The following is a 24,897-nucleotide window of genomic DNA, read 5'->3' as shown; positions in this document are numbered from 1 at the left end:
CCGGATCACGACATCCTCAGCCCGCCGTGGACGGTCGAGCGCCCGGCGCATCCACCGCTCCCCCGAAGCGACGTGCTCGCTGGGCGAACAGCCCGACGGCCTGCCACAGATCGGTGCGCGAGAAATCGGGCCAGAGGGTATCGAGGAAGACCATCTCGGCATACGCCGACTGCCAGAGCTGGAAGTTGCTCGTGCGCTGCTCGCCCGAGCTGCGCACGAACAGGTCGACGTCGGGCAGATCGGGGGTGTAGAGGTGCTTCTGGATCGTCTTCTCGCTGATCTTCCCCGGGTTGAGCCGACCCGCGGCGACCTCGGCGCCGATCGCGCGCACGGCATCCGCGATCTCGGTGCGACCCCCGTAGTTGACGCACATCGTGAGGGTCATGGTGCTGTTGCCCGCGGTCAGACGCTCGGCGAACTGCAGCTCGTCGATGACCGAGCGCCACAGCTTCGGCTTGCGTCCCGCCCAGCGCACGCGGACCCCCCAGGCGTTGAGCTGGTCGCGACGCCGGTGCAGCACGTCGCGGTTGAAGCCCATGAGGAACCGCACCTCGTCGGGGCTGCGCTTCCAGTTCTCGGTCGAGAACGCGTAGACGCTGAGGTGCTTGACGCCGATCTGGATCGCTCCGGCGACGACGTCGAGCAGCGCGGCTTCGCCGGCCTGGTGCCCCTGGGTGCGCGTGAGGCCCTGACGGTTCGCCCAGCGGCCGTTGCCGTCCATCACGATCGCGACGTGCTCGGGCACCGCCGTCGACGGGATCGCCGGCGGGTACAGGCCGGTCCAGTCGACGGGCTTGAAGTCGACGGCGTCGCGGTGGGTGCGCAGGAAGCGCGAGGGATCGGTCATCGGGTCGATCGTGCCATGCGCCGCTCAGCCCCCGGCGCCGCGACGCTCCCGGATGTGCCGGAAACTCAGGCAGCGCCGTCGTCGGGCCGCCGACGGCGGGGGTCCCGAGTCCTTGCGCGCACCGGCTGCCTGAGTTTCCGACAGGGCGGCCGGAGCGCGACGCGCTCGGTGCGGGTGTCTGATCTCGCGTCGGAAACTCAGGCGGAGACGTCGTCCGACGGCGGCGGCTGGACGGCTCGGGCCGAGCAGAACGGCCTCTGCCTGAGTTTCCGACCCGATTCGAGCGCGCATTCTTGCGAGGCGCTGGGCGGTGGGTCGTGGCGCTGGCGCGGTCAGGGGGCGGGGATGCTCGGGGCCGGCGGGCGGCGGTCGAGGGCGGCGGTGCGGTCGACGTGGGTGAGCGAGCGCAGACCGCGCTCGAGGTGGAACTGCACATAGGCGGCCACGACGCCCGAAGCCTGGCCGCGGGAGCGCTCGTCGCTGTCCTCGGCCGCGTCCCAGTCGCCCGCGAGCAGCGCCCCGAGCAGACTCAGCGTCGCGACGTCGAGCCGCGGCGTGCCCGGCGGCGCGACGGCGTCGGCGACGACCCCGCCGAGCTGTGGCGAGAAGGCCGTGTGCGGACCGGATGCGCCGGTCACCGCGCAGTCGACGAAGGTCGGCGCCCATCCGGCGATCGAGAGCGCGCGCAGCAGATACGAGTCGAGCGTCAGTCCCGGCGTGTGCTCGCCGCGCGCGAGCGAGCGCAGCGCTCCGACCAGCAGCAGGTAGTGCTGCAGTCCGGCGTCGTGGTCGGTGAGCCGATCGGCGGTCTCCACCATCGCGGTCGCCGCCGTGTACCGCGCGTAGTCCCCCACGATGTCGGCCCCGTAGGCGCCGATCGACTCCGCTTGCTGCACGATGTCGAGGCTGCGGCCCTCGTAGCACTGCACGTCGGCGACCATGAACGGCTCGAGCCGCGAGCCGAAACGCGACGCGGTGCGCCGCACGCCCTTGGCGACGGCCCGGATCTTGCCGTGGCGTCGGCTGAGCATCGTGACGATGCGGTCCGCCTCACCCAGCTTGTGGGTGCGCAGGACCACGACGTCGTCACGGTAGGTCGGCACCGGGACATTCTGCCTCCGACCCCCGACTCGCGCCGGGAGCCCACTCGGGCCGGGCCGCACTACCCTCAGCCGAGGACGGGTCGCGTGGCCCGCCGGGAGGAGCACCCGATGTCGTACGCCGTGGACTTCACCGAGGTCTCGACCGTAGGCCTGGAGTCATCGCCGGTCGCGGATGCGCTGGCGGGCCTGCGCGCGAACGAGGCCCGCTACTTCAAGAACAAGTACGACCACGTGTTCACGACCGAGCCGGCCGCCGAGGCGTCGGCGACGATCGACTGGGTTCACGGCATCCTCGCCGACGAACGCGACCTGGTGATCGCCTCGACGCCGCTCGAGGCCACCGAGTTCGAGGTCGAGGGGATCAAGATCGCCTACGTGTTCTACGAGAGCGGGCTCTCGATCAACGTCATGTACACGCTGGCGGATGCGGGAAAGCGGGCGGTCGGGTTCAAGCTCTCCGACGGGATGGAGGTGCCGGTCGAGCTCGCCGACAAATTCAAGTTCGCCCGGCAGAAGTCGAAGCTCGCCGGAACGATCCGCGGATCGTTCTTCGTGATCAAGAAGGAGCACTGAGCTCGGGATCGGCCGCCCCGGCCGGCCCTGCGGTCGGCACCGGCGAGATCGGCGCCGACGTGCACGCCGACGCCGCCGTGCTCAGATGAGCGAGCGCAGCAGCTGCTCGGGCGAGACGCCCTCGTCCTGAGCCCGCGCCAGGAGGCGGCGGTGGTCATCGGCATCGAGTCGCACGACGACCTCGATCTCGGTCGGGTCATCGAAGTCGAACAGGGTCGCCTCGGCCGGCAGGTCGCGATCGGAGAGTCCGTCGTCGCCAGTACCGGGTCGGGTGCCGGTGCTCCCGCGCGCCTCGCTCGACGCTGCCGCGGTGCTCGTCGTCGGTGCAGCGTTCGTCGTCGACGCGGCTGCACCGGCCGGTTGCACGACGGCCGCTGCGCTGGATGCCGGCGCCGACTCGCCGAAGCCCGGGCCCGCATCCACGTCGCGTCCGCGCTGATACGCCTCCGCCGCCGCGCGCGCCCGCACGTCGGCGGCCTCGTTCAGCCCGTGCCCGGCGTGACCCTTGACCCACTCGAAGCGGTAGCGGCGGCCCGCGATGGCCTCGTCGAGCTGCTGCAGCAGGTCGACGTTGAGCACTGGCGCGCCGTCGCGCTTGCGCCAGCCCTTCGACTTCCAGCCCGGCATCCACTTCGTCACGCAGTTGATGACGTACTGGCTGTCGCAGAGCACGAGCAGGTCGTCGTCGAGGTGCGCGGTCGCCCGGAAGAACTCGAGCACCGCCTGCAGCTCACCGCGGTTGTTCGTCGCGTGCGCCCAGCCGCCGGCCGCCCAGTTCTGCTCGTCGACGAACCACGCCCAGCCGGCCGGCCCGGGATTGCCGAGTGCGGATCCGTCAGCGGCGGCGGTGATCGTCATGGGGCTCCCTCCGCGCGTCATCCGACGCGCCGCATCCAACCCTAGGGCGCGCCGACGACGTCGCGGATGCGCACGGTGCGGGTCGACGAGCGGCACACTGGGCAGGTGTCCAGCGCCGCCTTCACGATCCCGCTGTGGGCCGACCTGCTCTCGATCGGCATCGGCAGCCTGCAGGGCGCTCTGTTCGCGGCCGGGTTCCGCGATCGGCGGCTCGACCTGCTCGGCGTCGCGATCATCGGTATCGCCACCGGGTTCGGCGGCGGGATCCTGCGCGACGTGCTGCTGTCGCAGGTGCCCGCGGCGCTGCAGACCAACTGGCACCTGCTCGTCGCGACCGGCGCAGCGCTGCTCGGCATGGCGCTCGAGCGCATCTTCCACCGGCTCCGGCACCTCATCACGGTGCTGGATGCGCTGACGCTCGGCCTGTTCGGCGCGATCGGGACGACGAAGGCGCTCGCGCTCGGACTGCCGGTCGTGCCGTCGATCTTCCTCGGGGCGCTGACCGCCGTGGGCGGGTCCATCCTGCGCGACCTGCTGCTCAATCTGCCGATCGCGCTGATGCACGTCAGCTCGCTCTACGCGGTCGCGGCGATCGCCGGGACGACGAGCCTCGTCGGACTCGTCGCCCTCGGCGTGCCGATCGCGACCGCAGCGACGGTGTGCGTCGCGATCACGGTCGTGATCCGGGTGCTCGCGGTGCTCTTCTCGTGGACGCTGCCGGAGCAGCGAGCGCTCGCCTGGCGGTTCGCCTGGCGGCGCTCGGTGCGGGAGGCGGAGCAGCCCGGCCCGGACTGATTCCGCCCTGTCGGAAACTCAGGCAGCGACGCAGTTCGCGCGGATGTCGGAAACTCAGGCAGCACCGCGCGACGGCGCTCGAATCCGGGGCGTCCCTGCGGCGCCTCCCGGGACGCGCCTGAGTTTCCGACGAACCGGCGGGAGGCCGGATCGCCTGAGTTCCCGACATCGCCGAGGCGGGTAAACGCTCCGGCGATGTCAGAACGGGATCAGACGGCGGCGAGCTCCGGCGCTGCGTCGCGCAGACGCACGGCGCGGTTGACCGCCGAGACGACGGCCTTGAGCGACGCGGTCGAGATGTCGGCGTCGATCCCGACGCCCCAGAGGCGCTGGTCGCCGACCTGCAGCTCGACGTACGCCGCCGCCTGCGCGTCGCCCGAGGCCGAGAGCGCGTGCTCGACGTAGTCGTAGAGGCGCACCTCGTGACCCTGCTCGGCGAGGATGCCGAGGAACGCCGCGATCGGGCCGTTGCCGACGCCGGTGGCCTGGGTCGTCTCCTCCCCCACGCGCCAGCGGATGTCGAGCTCGATCGAGCCCGTCATCTCACTCGCCGTGCGAGTCGAGAGGATCTCGTAGCGCCCCCACTTGTCATCAGCCGCGGCGGCCGGCAGGTACTCGTCCTGGAAGACCGACCAGATCTGGTCGCTCGTGACCTCGCCGCCTTCGCTGTCGGTCTTCGACTGCACGACCTGGCTGAACTCGATCTGCAGGCGACGCGGCAGGTCGAGCGAGTGGTCTGCCTTGAGCAGGTAGGCGACGCCGCCCTTGCCCGACTGCGAGTTGACCCGGACGACGGCCTCGTAGCCTCGACCCAGATCCTTCGGGTCGACCGGCAGGTAGGGAACGGCCCACTCGAGGTCGGCCACCGGGGTGCCCGTCTCGACCGACCGGCGCTCCATCGCCTCGAAGCCCTTCTTGATCGCATCCTGGTGGCTGCCGCTGAAGGCGGTGTAGACCAGGTCGCCGGCCCAGGGGCTGCGCTCGGGAACACGCAGCTGGTTGCAGTACTCGGCCGTGCGACGGATCTCGTCGAGGTCGCTGAAGTCGATCTGCGGGTCCACGCCCTGCGTGAACAGGTTGATGCCCAGCGCGACCAGGTCGACGTTGCCGGTGCGCTCGCCGTTGCCGAACAGGCATCCCTCGATGCGGTCCGCGCCGGCCTGGTAGCCGAGCTCGGCGGCGGCGATCGCGGTGCCGCGGTCGTTGTGCGGGTGCAGGCTCAGGATGACGTTCTCGCGGTGGTTCAGGTTGCGCGACATCCACTCGATCGAGTCGGCGTAGACGTTCGGCGTCGCCATCTCCACCGTCGAGGGCAGGTTGATGATGACCTTGCGCTCGGGCGTCGGCTCGAGCACCTCGAGCACCTGGTTGCAGATGTCGCGGGCGAACTCAAGCTCGGTGCCGGTGTAGCTCTCGGGCGAGTACTCGTAGTAGACGGTCGTCTCGGGGATCGTCTTCTCGTACTCGCGGCAGAGCCGCGCGCCCTCGAGCGCGATGTCGACGATGCCCTGCTCGTCGGTGCGGAAGACGACCTCGCGCTGCAGGATGCTCGTCGAGTTGTAGAGGTGCACGATCGCCTGCTTGGCGCCGCGCAGCGACTCGTAGGTGCGGGCGATGAGGTGCTCGCGGGCCTGAGTCAGCACCTGGATGGTGACGTCGTCGGGGATGGCGCCCTCGTCGATGAGGTTCCGCACGAAGTCGAAGTCGGTCTGACTGGCCGACGGGAAGCCGACCTCGATCTGCTTGTAGCCCATCTTCACGAGCAGGTCGAACATGATGCGCTTGCGCTCGGGGCTCATCGGGTCGATGAGCGCCTGGTTGCCGTCGCGCAGGTCGACCGCGCACCAGAGCGGCGCGGTGTCGATGACCTTGGCGGGCCAGGTGCGGTCGGGGAGGTCGGTGCGGAACTGCTCGCTGTAGGAGCGGTAGCGGTGCACCGGCATCGGGCTGGGCTTCTGGGTGTTCTGCATGATCGAGCTGGTCTCTCCGGACGAAGGGGATGTCAACAGCCGTCGACAGACTCCGCGACGAGGGAGGCCGTCAGATCGAGACCTCGTCGCGGCAGCTAAGAAGGAGCTGGCCGAAGCGCACGTCAGCAGGCTAGCACCGTCGGCGGAGCGTCCGCCCCGCGGCGCTGTCGGAAACTCAGGCAACGCGCGACGGAGCAGGCGCCGCGCACCCGGATCACAAGGATCGGGATGCACGGCGCCTGAGTTTCCGACAGGTGCTCCGAGCACATGGATGCGCGCGGCGCGGGCCCGGGGAACGCACGGCCGAGTGGGGCGGCGGGGCGAGCGGCCGGGCGGACCGGCGGCCGGGCCGGCCGGCGGCCGGGTCGGGCGGCGTCAGTCGACCGCGAGGGCCGTGACCGGGGCGACGCGGGTGGCGCGGTGGGCCGGCGCCAGGGACGCGACCCAGGTGAGCAGCGCGGCGGCGACCACGATGACCGCGAGCAGCGTCCACGGCACCCCCGGCAGCACGAGCCCCGGGGATCCGTTGATGCTGCCGAGCAGCGACTGCGCGCCGCACCAGCCGTAGAACGCGCCCAGCACGAGCCCGACGAGCACGGCCGTGCCCGTCAGCTGCGCGCTCTCGACGGTGATCATCGTGCGCAGCTGCCGCACGCTGAAGCCGAGCGCCCGCAGCAGGCCCAGCTCGCGGGTGCGCTGCACGACGCTGAGTGACAGGTTGTTGACGAGCCCGACCGCGGCGATGAGCGCGCTGAATCCGACGAGCACCGAGAACACCGCCTGGATCGCCGTCAGGATCGTGTCGGTGCCCGCGTAAACCTCCGGCTGGTCGGCCTGCGCGGCGTGGATCATGTCGCTGAAGCTCGCGATCGCGACGCCGAACATCGTGATGAGGGTGACGCCGATCACGACGCCGATCGTGGTGCGCGAGCTGCGTTCCGGGTAGCGGAGCGCGTTCTCGGATGCTAGCCGGGCCGTGGGCGCTCGCCCGAACAGCCGGCCCACGAGACGCAGCGCCGGCGGCATGATCAGGTGGGCGCCGGCGATGAGTCCGCTGAAGGAGAGGATGCCGCCGACGATGCCGATGAGCACCCCGAACGGCGAGATCAGGCCGATTCCCACGCCGAGCAGCAGCACGGCGGTGCCGAGCACGAACAGCACGATCGCGGTCACGGTGCGCGTCGGACGGCGCACGAGCTCCTCGCGCCCGGCCTCCTGCGCTCCGCCGATGGCCTGCAGCGGCGTGACGGCGAGCACGCGGCGGGAGCCGATCCACGAGGCCGCCCAGGTGGTCAGCACGACCGCGACCATCGGCACGACGACGACCGGGTTGAGCCAGCCGAGTCCGTAGCCGATGTCGGGGATGGTCGAGGTCGCGACGGCGAGCCGGTCGAGCCCGACTGCGAAGGCGGTGCCGATCACGACGCCGAGGAGGGCGCCGATCACGCCGACCGTGATGCCCTCGCGCGCGATCCCCCGGCGCTGCGCCTGCGCGCTGTCGCCGATGAGGCGCAGCAGCGCGATCGTGCGGGCCCGCCCGGCGACGATCGTCGCGAAGGTGTTGGCGGTGACGACGGCGCCGACGTAGATCGAGATCGCGATGAACACGAGCGCGAGGATCGAGAGCATGAGCGGCAGCGTCTCGGTGCTGCGCCCAGCGGCGGGATCCTTCGTGATGAGCGCTCCGAGGAAGCCGGTCACCTGCAGGAGCGCCACTCCGAACGCGGTGCTGAGGGTCGCGACGGTGATGCTCGAGGCGTGACCGCGCAGGGCCGCCGTTCCACGCGCGCCGCTCACGCCGCACTCTCCATCGCGAGCATGGTGCGCGAGATCTCCTCGGCCGACTGGCGCGGACGGTCGTCGACCACGACGCCGTCGGCGAGGAACAGGATGCGGTCGGCATAGCTCGCGGCGACCGGGTCGTGGGTGACCATCGCGATCGACTGCCCGTAGTCGCGGCTCGCCGTCGACAGCAGCGAGAGCACCTCGCGGCCGGTGCGCGAGTCGAGGTTGCCGGTGGGCTCGTCGGCGAAGACGAGCTCGGGCCGTGTGGCGAGAGCGCGCGCGATCGCGACGCGCTGCTGCTGCCCGCCCGACAGCTCGTGCGGCCGGTGCTTCAGACGCGGTCCGAGGCCGAGCGCGGCGATCAGCTGGTCGACCCAGGCCTTCTCCTGCGCGTTCGGACGACGTCCGTCGAGCTCGAAGGGCAGCAGGATGTTGCCCGCGACATCGAGCGTCGGCACGAGGTTGAACGACTGGAAGACGAAGCCGACGCGACGGCGGCGCAGCAGCGTCAGCTGGGTGTCGCCCAGGCCGCCGATCTCGGCGTCGCCGAGCCACACGCGGCCTCCGGTCGGCGAGTCGAGGCCGGCCATGATGTGCATGAGCGTCGACTTGCCCGAGCCGCTGGGACCCATGATCGCGGTGAACTCGCCGCGGCGGATCCCGAGGGTCACGTCCCGCAGCGCGGTCACCTCGCCGGCGGCGCGGCCGTAGCTCTTGGTCAGGTTCTGCACCCGGGCGACGAGGCCCATGTCGGTGGTCGTGATCTCCATGTCCTCGACGCTACGGAGCGGGCTCGGACCGGTCGTCCGGCTGCGGGAGGTCCGACGTCATCCGACGGGATGATCCGCCGATCAGACCGGCGTCGCACACGCCGACGGTCGTCGCCGTCGCCGAAGGGAGAGCGGCGACGGGCGGCGGCGGCCTCCGCGATACCGCGTCAGTCGGTGAGCCGGTTCTCGTACGCGTAGACGACGAGCTGCACGCGGTCGCGCAGACCGAGCTTGGCGAGGATGCGGCTGATGTGGGTCTTCACGGTCGCCTCGCTGACGAACTCCTGCGCCGCGATCTCGCTGTTGCTGCGGCCGGCGGCCGCGAGCAGGAAGATCTCGCGCTCGCGCTGGGTCAGCTCACCGAACTCCGGCGGAGGCGCGGCGGCCGCGCTGCGCGACCCGAACTGCTGGAACAGCTCCTTCGTGGCCGAGGCGGCGATCACCGACGTGCCAGCGTGCACTGTGCGGATCGCGGCGAGCAGGAACTCGGGGTCGGCGTCCTTCAGCACGAAGCCGCTCGCGCCGGCGCGGATCGCGCGGGCCGCCGCCTCGTCGAGATCGAAGGTCGTGAGCACCAGGATGCGCGGGCTCTCAGCCCCGGCGGCGCGCGCCTGCACGATGCGCGCCGTCGCGTCGATCCCGTCGAGGACGGGCATGCGGATGTCCATGAGGATCACGTCGGGCTTCGCCGAGGCGGCGAGCGAGATGCCCTCGACCCCGTCGCCGGCCTCGCCGACGAACTCGAGGTCGGGCTGCGAGCTCACGAGCATGCGGATGCCGGTGCGGAACAGGGCCTGGTCGTCGACCAGGGCGACGCGGATGCGGTCGGTCACGGAGCGGGGTGCCTCTCGTCGGCGGGGGTCGGCGCCGGGAACGGCGCGTCGGGGTTCGGGGTGGTCGCGCGAGCGCCGGCGTCGAACGCGACGGCCCCCGCCGGCGTTCCGGCCTCGGCGGGCAGCCAGGCGCGCACGACGAACCGCGCGCCCTCCGCTCCCGCGCTCAGCGTGCCGCCGACGAGGTTCGCCCGCTCGGTCATGCCGGCGAGGCCGTGGCCCGGGTGCGCGTTGGGCGCCGCATTCGGACGCAGGGCGCTCGCGATCGAGAGGTGCAGCCCACCTGGAGCCCAGTCGAAGCGCAACTGGACCGCCTCGGCGGGATCTCCGTGGCGCAGGGCGTTCGTCATCGACTCCTGCACGATCCGGTAGATCGCGAGCTGAGTCGGCGTGGGGAACGGCAGTGCGACGCCGGAGCCGCCGACCTCGATCGCGAGTCCGGAGGCGCGCATCTGCTCGTAGAGGCGCTCCAGGTCGGCGATCGCCGGCTGCGGGGCGTCGCCCTGCTTGTGGCGCAGCTGCGCCAGCAGCACGCGCACGTCGGCGAGAGCCTCGCGCGAGGTGGACGCGATCGTGGTGAGCGCCTCATCCACTGCCTCGGGATCCGTCTTGCGCAGATACCGTGCGCCGTCGGCCTGGGCGATCACGACGGCGAGCGAATGGGCGACGACATCGTGCATGTCGCGGGCAATGCGGGTGCGCTCCTGCTCGGCGATGACCTCGTAGGACGCTGCGGCGGCCTGGGCGCGACTCACCCGGGCGCGGAGCCCGATCGTCATGAGCAGGCCGGCCGTCCACGACAGCAGGAAGCCGGCGAGAGCCGCGCCGAAGAGGAATCCGCCGACGAGGAGGTAGCGGGCCGCGTCGCCGAGCCCCGGCATCCCGTTCGACAGCATGGGCACGATCTGGATGTAGAAGGCGACGCAGAAGGCGCCGAGGAACGACGAGGCGAACCCCATCCAGCGCACGAGCCGCGTGCCGTGCGCCGCGGTCGCGAAGAGCACGCCGAGGATCAGCAGGTTCGACGGCCCCGGGCTGGGGATGCGCGCGAGCATCTCGAGGATCGCCACCGCCCAGGTGATGCCGAGCGCGAGACCGGGGGCGAGGCGGCGGAACACGAGCGCGATGCCGAAGCCGATCAGAGCGAGCGGTTCGGCCGGCATGCCGCTCGCCAGCAGCAGCGCGGGCCAGATGAACACGACCACGATGCCCGCGGGCACGGCGATGTCGACCGTGAGCTGAGTGCGGGTGAGCGGACGGAACACGCCTCCACGGTAGGCCAGACCGGCGACGGGGTCGCCGCTCGCGGCCGGATATCCGTCGCTCGGGCGTCGCAGATCATCCTGCGGTCGTACGCGGGCCAGCGCGGGCCGGCGCGACCCGCCTAGGCTGGTCGGCATGGCCACGGTGGATCTGACCGAGCAGGACTTCGAATCGACCATCCTCGAGGGCGGCATCGTCCTCGTCGACTTCTGGGCCGACTGGTGCGGCCCCTGCAAGGCCTTCGCGCCGATCTACGACGCGGCGAGCGGCGACAACGCCGACATCGTGTTCGGCAAGGTCGACACCGAGGATCAGCGCGGTCTCGCCGGCGCCGCCGAGATCCAGGCGATCCCGACGCTCATGGCCTTCCGCGACGGCATCGGCGTGTTCAAGCAGGCCGGTGCGCTCCCCCGCCCGGCACTCGACGAGCTGATCACGCAGATCCGCGCGCTCGACATGGACGGCATCCGCGCCCAGATCGCGCAGCAGGAAGCCGGCGACACCGCCGCCGGCGAGTAGGCGCCGCGGCGCCCGACCCCCTGGTCGGTCCTAGCGCGTCGCTCCCATGAGGAGCTCGACGCGCAGCCCGCGTCGAGTCTGCACGATCTCGACCGGGATGCGCGGATTGTCGCCGCGATCCTCGAGGCGACGCAGCGTCTGATCGACGACGCTCTCGAGTCCGCGCGGCACCACGCCCACGATCCCGCTGACCCGGCGGCCGAGGAAGACGCGCACCTCGATCGGGGCGTCGACGCGCTCCTGTTCGATCGTGCGCGCCGCCACGATCGTCTCGAGTTCGACGCCCTCGTCGGCCGCGAGCCGGGCGACCGACGCGATCTCGTCGGCGTTCGGCTCGGCCGCCGCGAGGCGGATGCGCACGCCCGCCTTGCGCGGCACGAGGTCGTAGTCGTAGTCGTCGAGAGCGCCCGTTCCGCGGTCGGTCTTGGGGAGAGCCGGATCTCCGATCTCGTCGCGGCTCCAGGGCCAGCTCACCATGCGGCCGCCTCCTCGGCGATCGTCGCGTCGTCGACGAGACGCAGCAGCACCTTGCCGGAGAGGTGACCTCGCCGCAGGTGCGCGTAGGCGTCACCGAACTCCTCCAACGCGAACTCGGCATCGATCGGAACGCGCAGCTCGCCGGCGGCGATCAGTCCCGCCAGTTCAGCGAGCTCGTGGATGCCCGGGGTCAGGGAGTGCCCGCCGACGTTGGTGACGCCGAGACGCTCCACCGCGGCGGGATCGGTGATCGTGTTGATGCGCCCTGACGGCACCCCGAGGACGAGGGCGAGTTCGATCGTGCCGTGTCCCGCCTGGTCGAGCACCGCCGTGATGCCATCGGGGGCGAGCTCGCGCAGACGCGCGTCGAGACCGTCGCCGTAGCGGACCGGCTCGACCCCCAGGTCACGCAGCAGCGCGTCGTTGTCGGGACCGCAGCTGCCGATCACCCGGGCGCCTGTTCGCACGGCGAGCTGTGCACTGAACACGCCCACGCCGCCGGCGGCGCCGCTGATGAACACCGTGTCCTCTGCGCCGAGATCGAGGGATGCGACGCTCGCCCACGCGGTGCGCCCGGCGATGTCGAGCACGCCGGCGACCGCGAAGGGCACCGTGTCGGGGATGGCGACGACCGCATCCGCGTCGACGACCAGGTGGTCCGCCTGCGCGTGGAACCGTGCGCCGCCGAAGACGCGGTCGCCGATCCGACGCGTGGTGACGCCCTCGCCGACGGCGTCCACGACGCCGGCGAAGTCGTTGCCGTTGACCGAGGGCATCGTCGGCGTGTACCGCGAGTTCGCGCCGCTGAGGATCTTCCAGTCCACGGGGTTGAGCCCCGCGGTCACGACCCGCACGCGGATCCGGCCCTCGCCGGGCTGCGGGATCGGCACGTCGTCGAGCTGCAGGGAGTCGACGCCGCCGAGACGGTGGAAGCGGACGGCTCGATCGGTAGCGCGCATGTCTCGAGCGTAGACGCGGCACGTCACTCGGACGGGGAGGTGCAGTGACTGCAACGATGGGGAAGAATCCTCGCGAACCACACCAGGGAGTCATATGAGCGACCAGTCCGTCCCGCCCGTCCCCACCCCGCAGCAGTCGGCGCCGCCCGCGGGCTACGACCAGCCCGCGCCGCCGCCGACTCAGCCCGCCGCAGCGCCGGGCTATTCCGCGACGCAGTACGGCGCGACACCGCCGTTCCCGACGCCGGAGGGCGGCGCTCCGACCCTCAACCCCTACGCCGTGCAGCCTGGCGGCATCGCGCAGCCGCAGTACGGCCAGCTTCAGTACGCTCAGCCGCAGTACGGGCAGGCTCAGTACGGCGCCCCCGACGCCTGGTCGTCGGCCCAGCAGGGCCCGCACGCCGGCTACGGCCTCAGCGCCACCCCCGCCGGCGGGATGTCGTCAGCGCGCAAGTCGGGTCTCATCGCCATGCTGGTCGGGTTCGGCATCATGCTCGTCGGCATCGTGATCACGGTCGGCACGTACCTGTCGTCCGCCCACGGCGGCACCTACTTCGTCGCCTGGGGCGCGATCATCTTCGGCGGCATCCGCGGCGTCATCGGACTCGTCCGCCTGATCCGCGGCTGACCAGCTGCGCCGCACCGCTCGCATCCGCGCCGGAACACAGAAGCGGGCCACCACCCGAAGGTGACGGCCCGCATCCGTACGTGGAGGCGAACTCAGTGACGAAGGCCGAGGCGCTCGATCAGCGAGCGGTAGCGCTCGATGTCGATGTCCTGCAGGTAGCCGAGCAGGCGGCGACGCTGTCCGACCAGGAGGAGCAGGCCACGACGCGAGTGGTGGTCGTGCTTGTGCTCCTTCAGGTGCTCCGTGAGGTCCTTGATGCGCTTGCTCAGCAGCGCGATCTGCACCTCCGGGGATCCGGTGTCACCGGGCTGGGTGGCGTACTCGTCGATGATCGCCTTCTTGGTGTCTGCATCCAGTGCCATAGAAGGATCCCTTCTCTCGTTGCGCGGTGCGCGACGCGGGGTGCGTGCGCTCTCTCTATCCGCGGCCGTCGTGACGGCAACCTCGCAAGATTAGCAGGCCTCGGCGGATGCCGTGACCGCGCGAGCGGAGAAGCTCAGAAGCCGAGCGCGACGCCGAGCTGGACGAGCGCGTCCGGAGCGGCCACCGCGAGGGCCCCCAGCAGGCCCGCGGCGCCCGCCGCGCTGCCGAGCGCGGTCCAGAGCACCCGGAGTCGACGCGCGAAGCGCACATCGAGCTCGAGACTGCGGAAGCGCTGCTCGACGTCGATGTCGGCGTCGTCGATCGCCTCGACCGACTGCTCGCGCCATGTGCGCGGCTGCTCGGCGACCGCGCGCAGCAGCGTCACGGTCTGCGCGTCGAGACGGCGCGGCGCGCGGCCCAGAACCCGCTCGAGCTCGGCCGGCGTGACGACGGTGACCCCGTCCGCGTGGCCGCTCACCCGCTCGGCGCCGACGGCCACGACGAAGGCGCGCACCTCGACCTCCGTCCCGAGGGCGACCGAGAGCCGGCTCTCGGCGTCGAGCCGCTCGGCGACCGCGGCGCGCAGCGCGTCCGACTCCGCCCCCGCGAGCTCGAAGCCCTCGGCGGTCAGCGGACGACGGGCGGCGGCGCGGGCGACGACGGTGAAAACGCCCGCGGGTCCGATGAGCAGGTGGTCGACGTAGCCGGAGCGGCCGACCGGGATGCTGTTGAGCACGGTCCAGGGCTCCCCCAGCCCGGCGAGCACCGCATCCAGGCGGCGCTCCCCCTGCGCGGCGCGGAACCAGCGGCGGGTGTCGGCGTCGAGCGGGTCGGCGCCGAGCGCGCGATCCACGCGACCGCGCACGCGCGCCGCCGACTGGTGCTCGAGGCACTGGCGCACCACGCGATACGACGGAGCTCGGCCCCGCAGAGTGCGCCCCGTGGGCGCCCAGGTCACTGTCATCGTTCCCCCCAGAACGTTTCCGGTTCGACCGTAGCCCGCGGGCCCGTCAGCGCAGAATCCCCCGAACGGGTGCTCGGCATCCGTCCGGCGTGCACGGCGTCGACACCGCGACAGGGCAGAATCGAGCGATCCGAACCGACCCGGAGTGCCCATGCTTCTCGCCCGACTGCTCGACGTGCTGATCGTGCTCGTCCTGCTCGTCTACTTCGTCGTCGGATGGCGCACCGGCATCCTGCGCACGCTCGGCGGGCTGATCGGCGTGGTCGCGGGCGCCGCCGGGGCCTTCTTCGCGATCCCGCTCGTCGTGCCGCTCATCCCGGCGCCGGGCTGGCGCATGACCGCGGCGATCGGCATCGCGCTGCTGCTCATCCTGGCCGGACAGGGGCTCGGCGTGGCTCTCGCGCGAGCGCTGCGCGGACGCGACGCCGAGAGCCGACGCATCGCCTGGCCGAGCCGCCTGCTCGGCGGCGTGGTCGGGGTCGTCATCGCCGCGCTCGCCAGCTCGCTCGTCGTCAGCAGCCTCACCTCGCTCGGCTCCCCGCTGCTGTCGCAGGCCGCCTCCGGGTCGGTCGTGCTGCGCGGCATCGACCAGCTCACGCCCGACCCGGTGGAGCAGGGGCTGTCGCGCATCCGCGCCGCCGTGCTCGACACGGGCCTGCCCCGCATCACCGAGGCGCTGGGCGGGGTCGACTCCTCGCCCGGAGCGCCCGCGCTCGAGGGGACCGACGCGCTGAGCCGCGCCTCGGCTTCGGTCGTGCGCATCAACGGCACCGCCTACGCCTGCGGTCAGAACCAGTCGGGGTCGGGATTCGTCGTGGCCCGCGACCGCATCGTCACGAACGCCCACGTGGTGGCGGGTGTCGCCGAGCCCGTCGTCGACACCCGCGCCGGGCAGGTGGTGACCGCCAAGGTCGTCTACTTCGACCCGAAGGCCGATCTCGCCGTTCTCGCGACCTCGGGCCTGTCGGCGACACCGCTCAAGCTCTCCGACCCGCTCGAGGTGGGCGATCGGGGCGCCGTCGACGGCTACCCCTACGGCGGGCCCTACACCTCGGGCGGCGCGCAGGTGCTCGCCCGCTCGACCGAGCTCGTGGCCGACATCTACAACGACTCGCGCAATGCCCGCGAGATCTACACGATCGCCGCGGTGGTCGAGCCCGGCAACAGCGGCGGGCCGCTGCTGACCGCCAGCGGCCGCGTCGCCGGCGTCGTCTTCGCCGAGAGCGCGACCGACGACCAGCTCGGCTACGCCACGACCGATGCCGAGGTCGCGCCGGTGGTCGCGCGAGCGCCGGCGCTGACCGCGGCGGTGTCGGCGGGGCACTGCACCCGCGGCTGAGCCGAGGGAGATCGAGCAGGTGCGGATCGGCGACGGGGGTCTTGACCTCGGTGGCGGGCGGGTGCACCCTGGAGGCAGATCAACTCATCGCCCAGAAGAGCCGGAGTCACTGACCCGCCACTGGGCGATGAGTCTTTAACTCGCCGGCCGGTCGGGAATCCGCCGGCGGTTCAGGCCCCGACGCCGAGCAGCGCCCGGCGCGACGCCGTGACCTTGCCGAGCAGCACGAGCTCGTCGGACTGCGCCTCGGCGCGACCCGTGTCGCGGATGACCCGCTGCCGGGCGGCTGCCAGCATCGTCGCGTCGCGGATGTAGCGTGCCATGAGCGGCTTCTGCCCGCGCGACGCGGCCCACGCGCGCGCCTGTCGGCGGCCGGCCGGGCTGCCGAGCGCGACGACCTCGTCGCGATTGATCCATCCCGCCGCCGCGTACTCCGCGAGTCGCGCGAGCGTCTGCCGCGACTCGCGCCGACGCAGCCAGAACACGATCACGAGCAGGCCGACGAACAACGGCACCTCGACGACGCAGTAGTAGAGCAGGTAGCCGGGGATGCCGCCGGGTACGAGGGAGGCGGCCGCGTTCCAGATGCCGTGCAACAGCATGGCGGCCAGCAGACCCACAAAGTAGAAGCCGACCGAGGGCGCCCAGTGCTTGAAACGACTGGCCGCGAGACCGAGCGCGAGTCCGGTCATCGAGGTGAACATGACGTGGGCGAACGGCGAGAGCACCCCGCGCAGGAAGAAGATCGTCACGACCTCACCCGAGACCACGCCCGAGGTCTGGATCTGCTGACCGAAGTAGAGGATGTTCTCGGTGAAGGCGAACCCGGCCGCGATCGTCGCGCCGTAGACGATGCCGTCGACCGGGCCGTCGAAGTACTTTCGGCCGATCAGGAAGATCAGCAGGATTCCGAGACCCTTGGCGCCCTCTTCGACGATCGGGGCCTGGATGACGGCGCCGAAGAACTGATTCGCGTCGGAGGTCGGGTCGGAGCCGGAGAACGCCTGAGCGACCTGCACTCCGACGCCCACCACGAGCGCCGTCACGACGGCGACACCGGCGCCCCACAGGAACGCGAAGATCTTGATGCCGAGGGGCTCGGGCTCCCAGCGGTCGACCCAGCGGATCGCGAGCAGAACGACCGTGAGCGGGATGAGCGCGAGCACCGCCGCGAAGATCGACGCGACGCCGAGCGCGATGAGCGTGTACGCGAGCGCGAGGAGCGCGGCGAGGGCGGCGACGACGATGCCGATGATCAGCGCCACACGGCGGCCGACGTGCGGCTGCGGCGGCGGGGAGGCGAAGACCGGGGCCGCGTGCTGCATGGTCTCCGCGCGGATGTCGGCCGGGGCGGACGCGAGCGTCGAGACCGTCGCGCCCTCGGTGCGCACCAGCGTCGGCTCGGCGTCGAGCGTCGGGTCGGCGGCGACCTCGTATCCGGGCGTGAAGTAGGCCGCGTCGTAGCTCGGCTGGCGCGCGTATCGCGCTCCGGGGAGCTCGGCGTCGGTCAGGCCGGGTTGCTGACGATAGTCCTGCGGCGGCGCCGAGTAGGGCTGGCCGTACTGCGGCTGACCGTACTGCGGCTGACCGTACTGCGGCTGGGCCGGCTGACCGTATTGCGGCTGGGTCGGCTGGCCGTATTGCGGCTGGGTCGGCTGGCCGTACTGCGGCTGGGTCGGCTGGCCGTACTGCGGCTGGCCCTGCTGCGGGTGCTGGGCCGGGTCGACGTTCGGGGAGTCGGGCTGCTGATCCGGCGTGCGCGGGTCGGTCATGCGCTCACTGTATCCACCGCGCCGCGACGATCGCCGTGGAGACCGCTCCCCATCCGGTCGTCGCTCCAGACGACGCGACCTCGACTCAGCTCGTGACCGGCGCCGCTGAGCGGCGCGCGATCCCGGCGCTGATGACCGCCGCCACGACGCACAGGCCGGCCGCCCCGAACCAGGCCGTCGTGTAGGTGCCGCTCGACTCGCGGATGACGCCCGCGACGACGGCCGCGATCGACGCGCCGATCTGGTGCGCGGCGAACACCCAGCCGTAGACGACCGGCCCGTCGACCCCGAAGAGCTCGCGGCACAGCGCCGCGGTCGGCGGCACGGTCGCGACCCAGTCGAGCCCGTAGACGACCACGAAGAGCAGCACCGGCGGCTGCACCGTGGAGGCCAGCAGGTACGGCAGCAGGAGCAGCGCGACGCCGCGCCCGGCGTAGTAGACGGCGAGCAGGATGCGGGGGTTGATCCGGTCGGTCAGCCAGCCGGAGGCGATCGTCCCGACGACGTCGAAGACGCCGACCAGGGCGAGGAGTCCGGCGGCCGTGGTCTCCGACATCCCGGCGTCGTGCGCACCCGGGATGAAGTGGGTTCCGATGAGGCCGTTGGTGGTCGCTCCGCAGATCGCGAAGCCGACGACGAGTGCCCAGAAGGTGCGCACGCGGGCGGCGCGGGCGAGCACCTGCACGGCGCGCCGCGCTGGCGGCACCGCGCTGCGCGGCGGGAACGCGGGAAGCGCATCGGCGGGCGATCCGTAGGGCGTCATCCCGAGTTCGGCGGGCGAGTTCCGCAGTCCCAGCACCGCGAACGGCAGCACGACGAGCGCGATCCCGGCGATCACGAGCGACGCGATGCGCCAGTCGCTGTCGACGGCGAGGCGGGCGACGATCGGCAGGAACACGAGCTGGCCCGCGGCGCTGCCGGCCGTCAGAACGCCCGTGATGAGCCCGCGCCGACGGAGGAACCAGCGGTCGGCAATCAGGGCGGCGAAGACGAGCGCCATCGACCCCGTCCCGAGGCCGATCAGCACGCCCCAGGTCGCCACGAGGATCCAGGGAGCCGTCGACAGCGAGCTCAGCGCGGCGCCCGCCGCGATGAGCAGCAGCGCGACCGCGACGACGCGTCGCAGCCCGAAGCGCTCCATGAGCGCGGCGGCGAAGGGCGCGGTAAGTCCGTACAGCAGGATGTTGATCCCGACCGCCACCGAGATGTCGGTGCGCGACCAACCGAGATCCTGCTCGATCGGCACCATGAGCGCGCTCGGGGCGGAGCGGAAGCCGGCCGCGCCGATCAGCGCCAGCAGACCGGCGCCCGCGACGATCCAGGCGGGATGCAGGCGGTGCGCTCGTCGCTCGGGTGAGGTCACCAGCCGAGTATGTCGACTCCGGGGCCCGCCGCAGCGCACGCGGGTGCCGACGTTCGTCGTGATCCTGCCGTTCTCGTACGCGGAGGGGCAGAAACCCGCCGCCGCGACTCCCTCAGGCGGGTGGTGAGCGGGTCAGCTCGTGCGGTCGTCTCCCGGACGTCGGAAGTCGAGCAGCTCCTCGGCGAGCGGGATCCGCCCGGCGGCGGCGAACACCGCGGCCGCGACCGTCTGGCCGGCGAACGCGACGAGCATGAGCCGCAGACCGGGAGAGAACTTCGTCTGGATCACTGCGGCGATCTCGTCGGGAACCGCGTTCGCATCGTCGCCGATACGGCGCCCCCAGTCGAGCAGCACGCGCTCGGTCTCGGTGACCTCGGCCGAGTCGGGGTCACCCCCGCCGTCGATCAGCTGCCGGCGGAACCAGGCCGTGCCGTGCAGGCTGTCGAGCGCATCGGTGATCGCATAGCCGAAGAGCGCGAGAGCCCGCTCACCGACGTAGGGCACGAGCTCGTCGCGCAGCGCATACCACTGGGCGTAGGCCTCGAAGCTCGGCAGGTGCCCGAGCAGGGCGCGCTCCGACGGAGTCGCCGTCGCGCCGTCGGGAAGGCGGCGGAGCGCCGCGATGCGAGCGGCGGCAGTCAGGTCGGCGTCGGCCGGAATCGGCAGGAACGTCATGCGGCCCAGCCTAGGCGGGGCGCCGCACCGGAGTGGGGCGCCCCGCCACAGTGCGTCACGCGGCGGTGACGGCGCGCGACTGATCGGCGTCGATGTCGTCGAACATCCCGGCGCGGATCGCCTGGAAGACGTCGACGGCGGCCTGGGCGAGACGCCCGTGAGCCTGCGGGAAGACCCGACCGCGGGCGCTGTGCTCGAGCACGAGGGCCGGGCCCTGCTCGACGATGTGGGCGCCGAGGTGGCGGGCCCACGCGGTGGCCATCGAGGACACGAGGGCATCGGTGGAGATGACGCGCACGTCATCGCCGCGGCCGACCGGGTGGCTCGAGCGCATGAGCGCGCGGGCGACGAGTCCGGGGCCGAGGTAGTCGACGACCTGCTGGTCGGTGATCCACGACGGGACGCCGAGCACGTCGTCCTGGCTCTTCAGCAGCAGATCGGGCAGCTCCGTCGAGTCGTCACGCCAGGCGACGCGGTCGCGGTTGGCGAAGCCGACGGTATCGGGACCGTTCGCCTCCACCGAGCCGACGACGAAGCCGTTGCCGCGAAGACTGGGGCGCAGTCGCAGCTGTCCTGTCGAGGGACGGGGCACGTGCAGGGGTCGCAGCTCTCGCGGCGCCTGACGCAGGGAATCCGAGGTGATCATGTAGCGGGTCGCTCCCTTCCAAGGCCTGCAACTCACGACCCTGGCGTGGTATTCCGCGCGACGGGACGATGGTGCCCGGGTGTTTGCTGAGAGCGGTCCGAATGACGAGCAGACGCCCTGCGATCAGAGCACCTTGCCGGGATTGAGGAGCCCCTGCGGATCGAAGACCGCCTTGATGCCGCGCTGCAGCTCGAGCTGCATGTCGCCGATCTCGTCGCCGAGCCAGCGCTTCTTGAGCAGCCCGACGCCGTGCTCGCCGGTCAGGGTGCCGCCGAGCCGCAGCGCCGCCCGGAACAGCTCGCTCGCCGCCTCCCACACGTGCTCGGGCACGTCGAGCGCGGATCCGGTCGCCCTCGTCGGCAGCACGAAGTTCGGGTGCAGGTTGCCGTCGCCGGCGTGCGCGATCGTCGGGATCGGGATGTCGAACTCGCTCGAGATGCGGTCGATCTCGGCGAACATCGCCGGCAGCGCGCTGCGCGGCACGGCGACGTCCTCGATGAGCACGGTGCCCCGCGACTCGAGCGCGGGGTGGAAGGAGCGGCGGATGCGCAGCAGCCGCTCCCCCGCCTCCGCGTCAGGCGCGAGCTGCGCGACGCCGCCGAGCGAGGCGATGATCGGCAGCAGCTCCTGCGCCTCGCGCGCGGCGTCCGCGCCGTCGGTCTGCACGAGCAGGTACGCCCCACCCGGCAGGTCGACCGTCTCGCCCTGCGCCTGGAACCAGGTGCGCAGCATCTCGAGGGCGCGCGCATCCAGCAGCTCCATGACGGCGGGGCGCACCGAGGAGGTCGCGATGACGCTCGCGGCCCGCGCCGCATCGGCGACGTCGCCGAAGCTCGCCCCGATCGTGACGGGCTCGCCCGCGGGCACGCGGCGCAGCTTGAGGGTCGCCTCGACCACGATGCCGAGCAGGCCCTCCGATCCGATGAACAGGGCCGTGAGATCGAGCCCGGTCACGCCCTTGACCGTGCGATGCCCGGTCGAGATGAGGCGGCCATCCGCGAGCACGACCTTGAGGGCGAGCACGGCCTCGCGGGTGACGCCGTACTTGACGCACAGCAGGCCGCCCGCGTTCGTCGCGATGTTGCCGCCCACGGTCGAGATCGCCTTGCTGGCGGGATCGGGCGCCCACCACAGACCGTGCTGCGCGAGCCGGGCGTTGAGGTCGGCGTTGATGATGCCGGGCTCGACGACCGCGAGCTCGTCGTCGGCCGAGATCTCGAGGATGCGATCCATGCGCCGCGTCGACACGACGAGCTCGCCCGCGTCGCCGACCGCGCCGCCGGCGAGTCCGGTGCCGGCGCCGCGCGGTACGACGGGGATGCCGTGCCGGCTGGCGAAGCGCAGCGCGAGCTGCACGTGCTCGATCGTGCGGGCCTCGACGAGCGCGAGCGGCGCCGCCGACGCGACGTGGCCGGACTTGTCGGCGCGCAGCTCGTCGAGCGCGAGCGGGTCGAGCACGAGGGCCTCGCCCAGCTCGGCGAGCTCGTCGCGGATGATGTCGATCGTGGGCTGGGTCACGCCTGTCCTCCGGTGGTGCCGCGGCCGGCGTCGGGAGCGCGCCTGGCCGTGAACCGAGTCTAGGGACGCCCGCGCGACCGCCGCCGATAGCCTCGCTGCATGCCCGAGACCACGCCGGTGAGCCGTCGCCGCCGCACGGTCTACGCCCTCCGCCGCACCTGGCGCGGCTATCTCCGCGGCCGTGGTTACGACGCCGCCGCGGCGCTGACCTTCTTCGCGGTGCTGACCGCGTTCCCGGCGACGCTGCTCACGGTCGCGGCGTTCGCGCTGCGCGGAGCGGAGAAGGGCGCGGCGAGTGAGCTCGTCGCACTGCTCGGCCCCTTCGTCCCGGCCGGCGAGACCGACACCGTGCGGGATGCCATCGGCGAGCTGCTGAGCCTGCGGTCGCCGGGCATCGCGGTGCTGATCGGACTCGCGCTCACCCTCTGGACGGCGTCCGGCTGGTGCACCGCCTACGGCCGGGCCGTCAACACGATCTGCGGGGTGCAGGAGGGCCGCCCGTTCTGGTACTTCCGCGGCTGGATGCTCGTGATCGCCGCCGCGGCGATCGTGCTCGGCGGGGCCGCGCTCGGCATCCTGCTCGTCGGCCCCGACACGATCGGCGAACTGGTCGGCGGCCCGCTGAGCCCGGTGACGTCGACGGTGTGGGCGATCGTGCGCTGGCCCCTGCTGCTGGTGCTGCTCGTCGCCCTGCTGGCGCTGCTGCAGCGCCACGCTCCGAACGTCCGCGTGAGCGGACTGCGCCGTCTGAGCCTCGGCTCGCTGCTGACGCTCACCGCCTGGGCGGCGGTCACCGGCGGCTTCGCGCTCTACCTGCACCTCATCGGCGCCTACGGCCAGCTCTACGGCCGGCTCGGCATCCTGCTCGCGGGTGTGCTCTGGGCCTACCTCAGCAGCACGGCGCTCGTGCTCGGCGCGCAGCTCGACGTCGAGCTGATCCGGCTGCAGCAGCTTGACCAGGGCGTCGAGGCGGAGGACCACATCCGCCTGCCCGTCAAGCGCACCGATCGGATGCTGCAGCTGGCCCGGCAGCACGACCAGGACGTCGCCGAGGGGCGGCGGATGCGCGAGGAGCTCAGTCGTTCCGCGGCGTCGAGGTCGTCAGACTGACCGGCTCGTCGCTGAGCTGGAGCCCGCCGTTGCTGCCGGCCGAGAGCGTGAGCTGCTCGAGCCACTGACGGTTGAGGTCGATCGGGCGGCCGCCGTAGTACTTGAAGTAGAGCGGGATGCCCGGGCCGATCCAGATCGCCGAGTGCCCGTCGCCGACCGAGGGGTCGTCTTTCCAGTTGAGGAAGAAGCTCTCGCCTCGGCGGAGCTTGCTGGAGATCACGGCCTGCAGGTGAGCGAGAACCCGATCGTCGAAGGCGATCTCGGTCTTCACCGCGCCGTACAGAAGCTTGCCCATCGATCTCCTCATGCTCTCCCGCGCGGGTCACCGGCGGTCGGTCGATATTCTCCCATCCCCGCCGAATCGGTCTTCGGGGCTGGACTGGAGATGGCGCGCCCTGCTATGCGGTCCGCGTCGTCCGGATGCCGCGTGCGAGCACGCTGACAACCTGGTGGGCCGTCTTCGGCGGCGACGTACCGTGCGCGCATGCCAGGAAAGCAGAATCCGAGCCTGAAGAACCCCGAGATGTACGAGGAGCTGCGCGACGACGGAGCGAGCAAGCAGAAGGCCGCGCGCATATCGAACGCCGCCGCGGCGCGCGGGAAGAGTGCGGTCGGGCGGAAAGGCGGCGAAGCCGGCAGCTACGACGACTGGACGGTGGCCGAGTTGCGCCAGCGCGCCAAGGAGATCGGGCTGAGCGGCTACTCGGGCAAGCGCAAGTCGGAACTCATCCGCGCGCTTCGCGACTCCTGAGACGGCGACCACGCTTCAGGACGCCGCCTTCCGCGACCGGCCGGCGGCCGTGGATGTCTTCTTCGACGACGACCTCGAAGCGGCTGAGGCGGGCTTCTTCGCCGTCGAGGCCGCGCCAGAGCTCTTCGTCTCCGATGCCTTCTTCCCGGTGCCCTTCTTGGCGGGCGCCGTCTTCGATCCCTCCCCGCGACGTCGCTCCACGCTCTGTCGCAGCGCCTCCATCAGGTCGAGCACCTCGCCGCCTCCGCCGCTCTCGCGTCCGAAGGTCTCCTCCGTGTCGAGCGTGTCGCCCTGCTCGAGCTTCGCCTCCACCAGCTGCCGGAGCTGCACCTGGTACTCGTCGTCGAAGTTCTCGGGCTCGAAGTCCTTCGAGAAGCTCTCCACGAGCTGCTGCGCCATCTTCAGCTCGTTCTCGGCCACGCGCGGATGCTCGTCGAGCCCGGGGAACTCCGCCTCGCGCACCTCGTCGTCCCAGAGCAGCGTCTGCAGCAGCAGCACCTCGTCGTGCACGCGCAGGGCCGCGAGCCGGGTGCGCTGCCGCAGCGAGATGCGCACGATCGCCGTGCGCTCGGTCTCCTCCAGCGTGCGCCGCAGCAGGGCGTACGCCTTCATCGAGCTGGAGTCGGGGGCGAGGTAGTAGCTGCGATCGAGTCGGATCGCATCCACCTGCTCCGACGGCACGAACTCGACGACGTCGATGTCGCGGCTGCGCTCGGCGGGCAGCGAGGCCAGATCGGACTTGGTGAGCACGACCGTCTGCTCGCCGTCGTCGTAGGCCTTGTCGATGTGCTCGAACGGCACGACCTCGCCGCAGATCTCGCACTTGCGCTGGTAGCGGATGCGCCCGCCGTCGTCGTCGTGCACCTGGTGCAGCGGCACGTCGTGGTCTTCGGTGGCCGAGTAGAGCTTGACCGGCACGTTGACCAGTCCGAAGCTCAGCGAGCCCTTCCAGATCGCCCTCATTTCTGCATTGTTCCGCAGAACGGCCGATCAGCCCAGGGGTGCGGCCCTACGTT

Annotated in this window: 26 protein-coding genes; 7 read left to right on the top strand and 19 right to left on the bottom strand. The window is 71.7% G+C overall.

Annotation, left to right across the window (positions count from 1 at the left end):
• Positions 1 to 16: 16 nt before the first annotated feature.
• Entirely contained in the window at positions 17 to 847 is an 831-nt protein-coding gene (locus FJ657_RS09730) for an isoprenyl transferase (RefSeq protein ID WP_141163447.1), read from the bottom strand.
• 332 nt (positions 848 to 1,179) lie between these two features.
• Positions 1,180 to 1,950 carry a DNA repair protein RecO gene (gene recO / locus FJ657_RS09725; protein WP_141163446.1) on the bottom strand — a complete coding sequence of 257 codons (771 nt, stop codon included), beginning with the start codon at positions 1,948 to 1,950 and terminating at the stop codon, positions 1,180 to 1,182.
• A gap of 108 nt (positions 1,951 to 2,058) precedes the next feature.
• Here recO and FJ657_RS09720 point away from each other — a divergent pair, with 108 nt between their 5' ends.
• Positions 2,059 to 2,523 (top strand): DUF8821 family protein, encoded by a 465-nt coding sequence (locus tag FJ657_RS09720; protein WP_141163445.1) that lies wholly within the window; start codon positions 2,059 to 2,061, stop codon positions 2,521 to 2,523.
• A gap of 81 nt (positions 2,524 to 2,604) precedes the next feature.
• Here the strand turns inward: FJ657_RS09720 and FJ657_RS09715 are convergent, their stop codons facing one another.
• A complete protein-coding gene (locus FJ657_RS09715) occupies positions 2,605 to 3,381 on the bottom strand; it encodes a ribonuclease H family protein (protein WP_141163444.1) in 777 nt (258 codons plus the stop codon).
• 66 nt (positions 3,382 to 3,447) lie between these two features.
• Here FJ657_RS09715 and FJ657_RS09710 point away from each other — a divergent pair, with 66 nt between their 5' ends.
• Positions 3,448 to 4,176, top strand: coding sequence for a trimeric intracellular cation channel family protein (locus FJ657_RS09710; RefSeq protein ID WP_141163443.1), 729 nt, complete (start codon positions 3,448 to 3,450; stop codon positions 4,174 to 4,176).
• Between the two features lie 209 nt (positions 4,177 to 4,385).
• On the opposite strand, the gene leuA is transcribed toward FJ657_RS09710, so the two are convergent.
• The 5 genes from leuA to FJ657_RS09685 form a co-directional block, all read right to left on the bottom strand.
• Positions 4,386 to 6,146, bottom strand: a complete 1,761-nt coding sequence (gene leuA / locus FJ657_RS09705; RefSeq protein WP_141163442.1) for a 2-isopropylmalate synthase — start codon at positions 6,144 to 6,146, stop codon at positions 4,386 to 4,388.
• 375 nt (positions 6,147 to 6,521) lie between these two features.
• Positions 6,522 to 7,943 carry an ABC transporter permease gene (locus FJ657_RS09700; protein WP_141163441.1) on the bottom strand — a complete coding sequence of 474 codons (1,422 nt, stop codon included), beginning with the start codon at positions 7,941 to 7,943 and terminating at the stop codon, positions 6,522 to 6,524.
• Positions 7,940 to 8,701 (bottom strand): ABC transporter ATP-binding protein, encoded by a 762-nt coding sequence (locus FJ657_RS09695; protein WP_141163440.1) that lies wholly within the window; start codon positions 8,699 to 8,701, stop codon positions 7,940 to 7,942. The genes FJ657_RS09700 and FJ657_RS09695 overlap by 4 nt, the downstream gene beginning before the upstream one ends.
• A 167-nt stretch (positions 8,702 to 8,868) precedes the next feature.
• Positions 8,869 to 9,534, bottom strand: coding sequence for a response regulator (locus FJ657_RS09690; RefSeq protein WP_141163439.1), 666 nt, complete (start codon positions 9,532 to 9,534; stop codon positions 8,869 to 8,871).
• A complete protein-coding gene (locus FJ657_RS09685) occupies positions 9,531 to 10,799 on the bottom strand; it encodes a sensor histidine kinase (protein WP_181408933.1) in 1,269 nt (422 codons plus the stop codon). The genes FJ657_RS09690 and FJ657_RS09685 overlap by 4 nt, the downstream gene beginning before the upstream one ends.
• 133 nt (positions 10,800 to 10,932) lie before the next feature.
• Between FJ657_RS09685 and FJ657_RS09680 the strand changes: the two genes are divergently transcribed.
• Positions 10,933 to 11,316 carry a thioredoxin family protein gene (locus FJ657_RS09680; RefSeq protein WP_141163437.1) on the top strand — a complete coding sequence of 128 codons (384 nt, stop codon included), beginning with the start codon at positions 10,933 to 10,935 and terminating at the stop codon, positions 11,314 to 11,316.
• 30 nt (positions 11,317 to 11,346) lie between these two features.
• On the opposite strand, the gene FJ657_RS09675 is transcribed toward FJ657_RS09680, so the two are convergent.
• Positions 11,347 to 11,793: a hypothetical protein gene (locus tag FJ657_RS09675; protein WP_141163436.1), complete on the bottom strand. Its 447-nt coding sequence runs from the start codon at positions 11,791 to 11,793 to the stop codon at positions 11,347 to 11,349.
• Positions 11,787 to 12,752: an NADP-dependent oxidoreductase gene (locus tag FJ657_RS09670; RefSeq protein WP_141163435.1), complete on the bottom strand. Its 966-nt coding sequence runs from the start codon at positions 12,750 to 12,752 to the stop codon at positions 11,787 to 11,789. Before FJ657_RS09670 ends, FJ657_RS09675 begins: the two co-directional genes overlap by 7 nt.
• Before the next feature lie 94 nt (positions 12,753 to 12,846).
• On the opposite strand from FJ657_RS09670, the gene FJ657_RS09665 reads away from it, so the two are divergent.
• Complete coding sequence (locus FJ657_RS09665; protein WP_141163434.1) at positions 12,847 to 13,380, top strand: hypothetical protein; 534 nt, start codon at positions 12,847 to 12,849, stop codon at positions 13,378 to 13,380.
• A gap of 92 nt (positions 13,381 to 13,472) precedes the next feature.
• Here FJ657_RS09665 and rpsO read toward each other — a convergent pair whose 3' ends face one another.
• Positions 13,473 to 13,742 carry a 30S ribosomal protein S15 gene (rpsO, locus tag FJ657_RS09660; RefSeq protein ID WP_141163433.1) on the bottom strand — a complete coding sequence of 90 codons (270 nt, stop codon included), beginning with the start codon at positions 13,740 to 13,742 and terminating at the stop codon, positions 13,473 to 13,475.
• Positions 13,743 to 13,876: 134 nt separating this feature from the next.
• Positions 13,877 to 14,644, bottom strand: a complete 768-nt coding sequence (locus FJ657_RS09655; protein ID WP_141163432.1) for a nuclease-related domain-containing protein — start codon at positions 14,642 to 14,644, stop codon at positions 13,877 to 13,879.
• A gap of 214 nt (positions 14,645 to 14,858) precedes the next feature.
• On the opposite strand from FJ657_RS09655, the gene FJ657_RS09650 reads away from it, so the two are divergent.
• Positions 14,859 to 16,046 (top strand): MarP family serine protease, encoded by a 1,188-nt coding sequence (locus FJ657_RS09650; protein WP_141163431.1) that lies wholly within the window; start codon positions 14,859 to 14,861, stop codon positions 16,044 to 16,046.
• Positions 16,047 to 16,216: 170 nt separating this feature from the next.
• On the opposite strand, the gene FJ657_RS09645 is transcribed toward FJ657_RS09650, so the two are convergent.
• From FJ657_RS09645 to FJ657_RS09625, 5 genes are all read right to left on the bottom strand, one after another.
• Positions 16,217 to 17,818 (bottom strand): PrsW family intramembrane metalloprotease, encoded by a 1,602-nt coding sequence (locus FJ657_RS09645; RefSeq protein ID WP_255447247.1) that lies wholly within the window; start codon positions 17,816 to 17,818, stop codon positions 16,217 to 16,219.
• An 85-nt stretch (positions 17,819 to 17,903) separates the two neighbouring features.
• The gene (locus FJ657_RS09640) at positions 17,904 to 19,181 is read right to left on the bottom strand and encodes an MFS transporter (RefSeq protein WP_255447246.1); all 1,278 of its coding nucleotides are present in this window, start codon (positions 19,179 to 19,181) and stop codon (positions 17,904 to 17,906) included.
• A gap of 132 nt (positions 19,182 to 19,313) precedes the next feature.
• Positions 19,314 to 19,856, bottom strand: a complete 543-nt coding sequence (locus FJ657_RS09635; RefSeq protein ID WP_141163429.1) for a hypothetical protein — start codon at positions 19,854 to 19,856, stop codon at positions 19,314 to 19,316.
• 55 nt (positions 19,857 to 19,911) lie between these two features.
• On the bottom strand, positions 19,912 to 20,502 hold the full coding sequence (locus tag FJ657_RS09630; RefSeq protein WP_141163428.1) for an MDR/zinc-dependent alcohol dehydrogenase-like family protein: 591 nt from the start codon (positions 20,500 to 20,502) through the stop codon (positions 19,912 to 19,914).
• 123 nt (positions 20,503 to 20,625) lie between these two features.
• The gene (locus FJ657_RS09625; RefSeq protein WP_141163976.1) at positions 20,626 to 22,005 is read right to left on the bottom strand and encodes an FAD-binding oxidoreductase; all 1,380 of its coding nucleotides are present in this window, start codon (positions 22,003 to 22,005) and stop codon (positions 20,626 to 20,628) included.
• Positions 22,006 to 22,119: 114 nt separating this feature from the next.
• On the opposite strand from FJ657_RS09625, the gene FJ657_RS09620 reads away from it, so the two are divergent.
• The gene (locus FJ657_RS09620) at positions 22,120 to 23,130 is read left to right on the top strand and encodes a YihY/virulence factor BrkB family protein (protein WP_141163427.1); all 1,011 of its coding nucleotides are present in this window, start codon (positions 22,120 to 22,122) and stop codon (positions 23,128 to 23,130) included.
• On the opposite strand, the gene FJ657_RS09615 is transcribed toward FJ657_RS09620, so the two are convergent.
• A complete protein-coding gene (locus tag FJ657_RS09615; protein ID WP_141163426.1) occupies positions 23,096 to 23,425 on the bottom strand; it encodes a DUF7882 family protein in 330 nt (109 codons plus the stop codon). The genes FJ657_RS09620 and FJ657_RS09615 overlap by 35 nt on opposite strands.
• Before the next feature lie 189 nt (positions 23,426 to 23,614).
• Here FJ657_RS09615 and FJ657_RS09610 point away from each other — a divergent pair, with 189 nt between their 5' ends.
• Positions 23,615 to 23,881, top strand: coding sequence for a DUF7218 family protein (locus FJ657_RS09610; protein ID WP_141163425.1), 267 nt, complete (start codon positions 23,615 to 23,617; stop codon positions 23,879 to 23,881).
• 15 nt (positions 23,882 to 23,896) lie between these two features.
• Here the strand turns inward: FJ657_RS09610 and ku are convergent, their stop codons facing one another.
• Positions 23,897 to 24,844 carry a non-homologous end joining protein Ku gene (ku, locus tag FJ657_RS09605; RefSeq protein WP_141163424.1) on the bottom strand — a complete coding sequence of 316 codons (948 nt, stop codon included), beginning with the start codon at positions 24,842 to 24,844 and terminating at the stop codon, positions 23,897 to 23,899.
• Between the last annotated feature and the right edge of the window lie 53 nt (positions 24,845 to 24,897).

The sequence above is a fragment of the Schumannella soli genome (assembly GCF_006517435.1).
GTDB classification, from domain to species: Bacteria; Actinomycetota; Actinomycetes; order Actinomycetales; family Microbacteriaceae; genus Schumannella; species Schumannella soli.
This window is presented reverse-complemented; position numbering and strand designations above follow the sequence as displayed.

Excerpts from the sequence above, each read along its gene's own strand:
- ku (WP_141163424.1), bottom strand. The coding sequence starts at position 24,844 with ATGAGGGCGATCTGGAAGGGCTCGCTGAGCTTCGGACTGGTCAACGTG.
- FJ657_RS09630 (WP_141163428.1), bottom strand. The coding sequence starts at position 20,502 with ATGATCACCTCGGATTCCCTGCGTCAGGCGCCGCGAGAGCTGCGACCC.
- FJ657_RS09615 (WP_141163426.1), bottom strand. The coding sequence starts at position 23,425 with ATGGGCAAGCTTCTGTACGGCGCGGTGAAGACCGAGATCGCCTTCGAC.
- rpsO (WP_141163433.1), bottom strand. The coding sequence starts at position 13,742 with ATGGCACTGGATGCAGACACCAAGAAGGCGATCATCGACGAGTACGCC.
- FJ657_RS09645 (WP_255447247.1), bottom strand. The coding sequence starts at position 17,818 with ATGACCGACCCGCGCACGCCGGATCAGCAGCCCGACTCCCCGAACGTC.
- FJ657_RS09680 (WP_141163437.1), top strand. The coding sequence starts at position 10,933 with ATGGCCACGGTGGATCTGACCGAGCAGGACTTCGAATCGACCATCCTC.
- FJ657_RS09620 (WP_141163427.1), top strand. The coding sequence starts at position 22,120 with ATGCCCGAGACCACGCCGGTGAGCCGTCGCCGCCGCACGGTCTACGCC.
- FJ657_RS09720 (WP_141163445.1), top strand. The coding sequence starts at position 2,059 with ATGTCGTACGCCGTGGACTTCACCGAGGTCTCGACCGTAGGCCTGGAG.
- FJ657_RS09675 (WP_141163436.1), bottom strand. The coding sequence starts at position 11,793 with ATGGTGAGCTGGCCCTGGAGCCGCGACGAGATCGGAGATCCGGCTCTC.
- FJ657_RS09665 (WP_141163434.1), top strand. The coding sequence starts at position 12,847 with ATGAGCGACCAGTCCGTCCCGCCCGTCCCCACCCCGCAGCAGTCGGCG.
- FJ657_RS09730 (WP_141163447.1), bottom strand. The coding sequence starts at position 847 with ATGACCGATCCCTCGCGCTTCCTGCGCACCCACCGCGACGCCGTCGAC.
- leuA (WP_141163442.1), bottom strand. The coding sequence starts at position 6,146 with ATGCAGAACACCCAGAAGCCCAGCCCGATGCCGGTGCACCGCTACCGC.
- FJ657_RS09710 (WP_141163443.1), top strand. The coding sequence starts at position 3,448 with ATGCGCACGGTGCGGGTCGACGAGCGGCACACTGGGCAGGTGTCCAGC.
- FJ657_RS09695 (WP_141163440.1), bottom strand. The coding sequence starts at position 8,701 with ATGGAGATCACGACCACCGACATGGGCCTCGTCGCCCGGGTGCAGAAC.
- FJ657_RS09610 (WP_141163425.1), top strand. The coding sequence starts at position 23,615 with ATGCCAGGAAAGCAGAATCCGAGCCTGAAGAACCCCGAGATGTACGAG.
- FJ657_RS09635 (WP_141163429.1), bottom strand. The coding sequence starts at position 19,856 with ATGACGTTCCTGCCGATTCCGGCCGACGCCGACCTGACTGCCGCCGCT.
- FJ657_RS09650 (WP_141163431.1), top strand. The coding sequence starts at position 14,859 with ATGCTTCTCGCCCGACTGCTCGACGTGCTGATCGTGCTCGTCCTGCTC.
- FJ657_RS09715 (WP_141163444.1), bottom strand. The coding sequence starts at position 3,381 with ATGACGATCACCGCCGCCGCTGACGGATCCGCACTCGGCAATCCCGGG.
- FJ657_RS09670 (WP_141163435.1), bottom strand. The coding sequence starts at position 12,752 with ATGCGCGCTACCGATCGAGCCGTCCGCTTCCACCGTCTCGGCGGCGTC.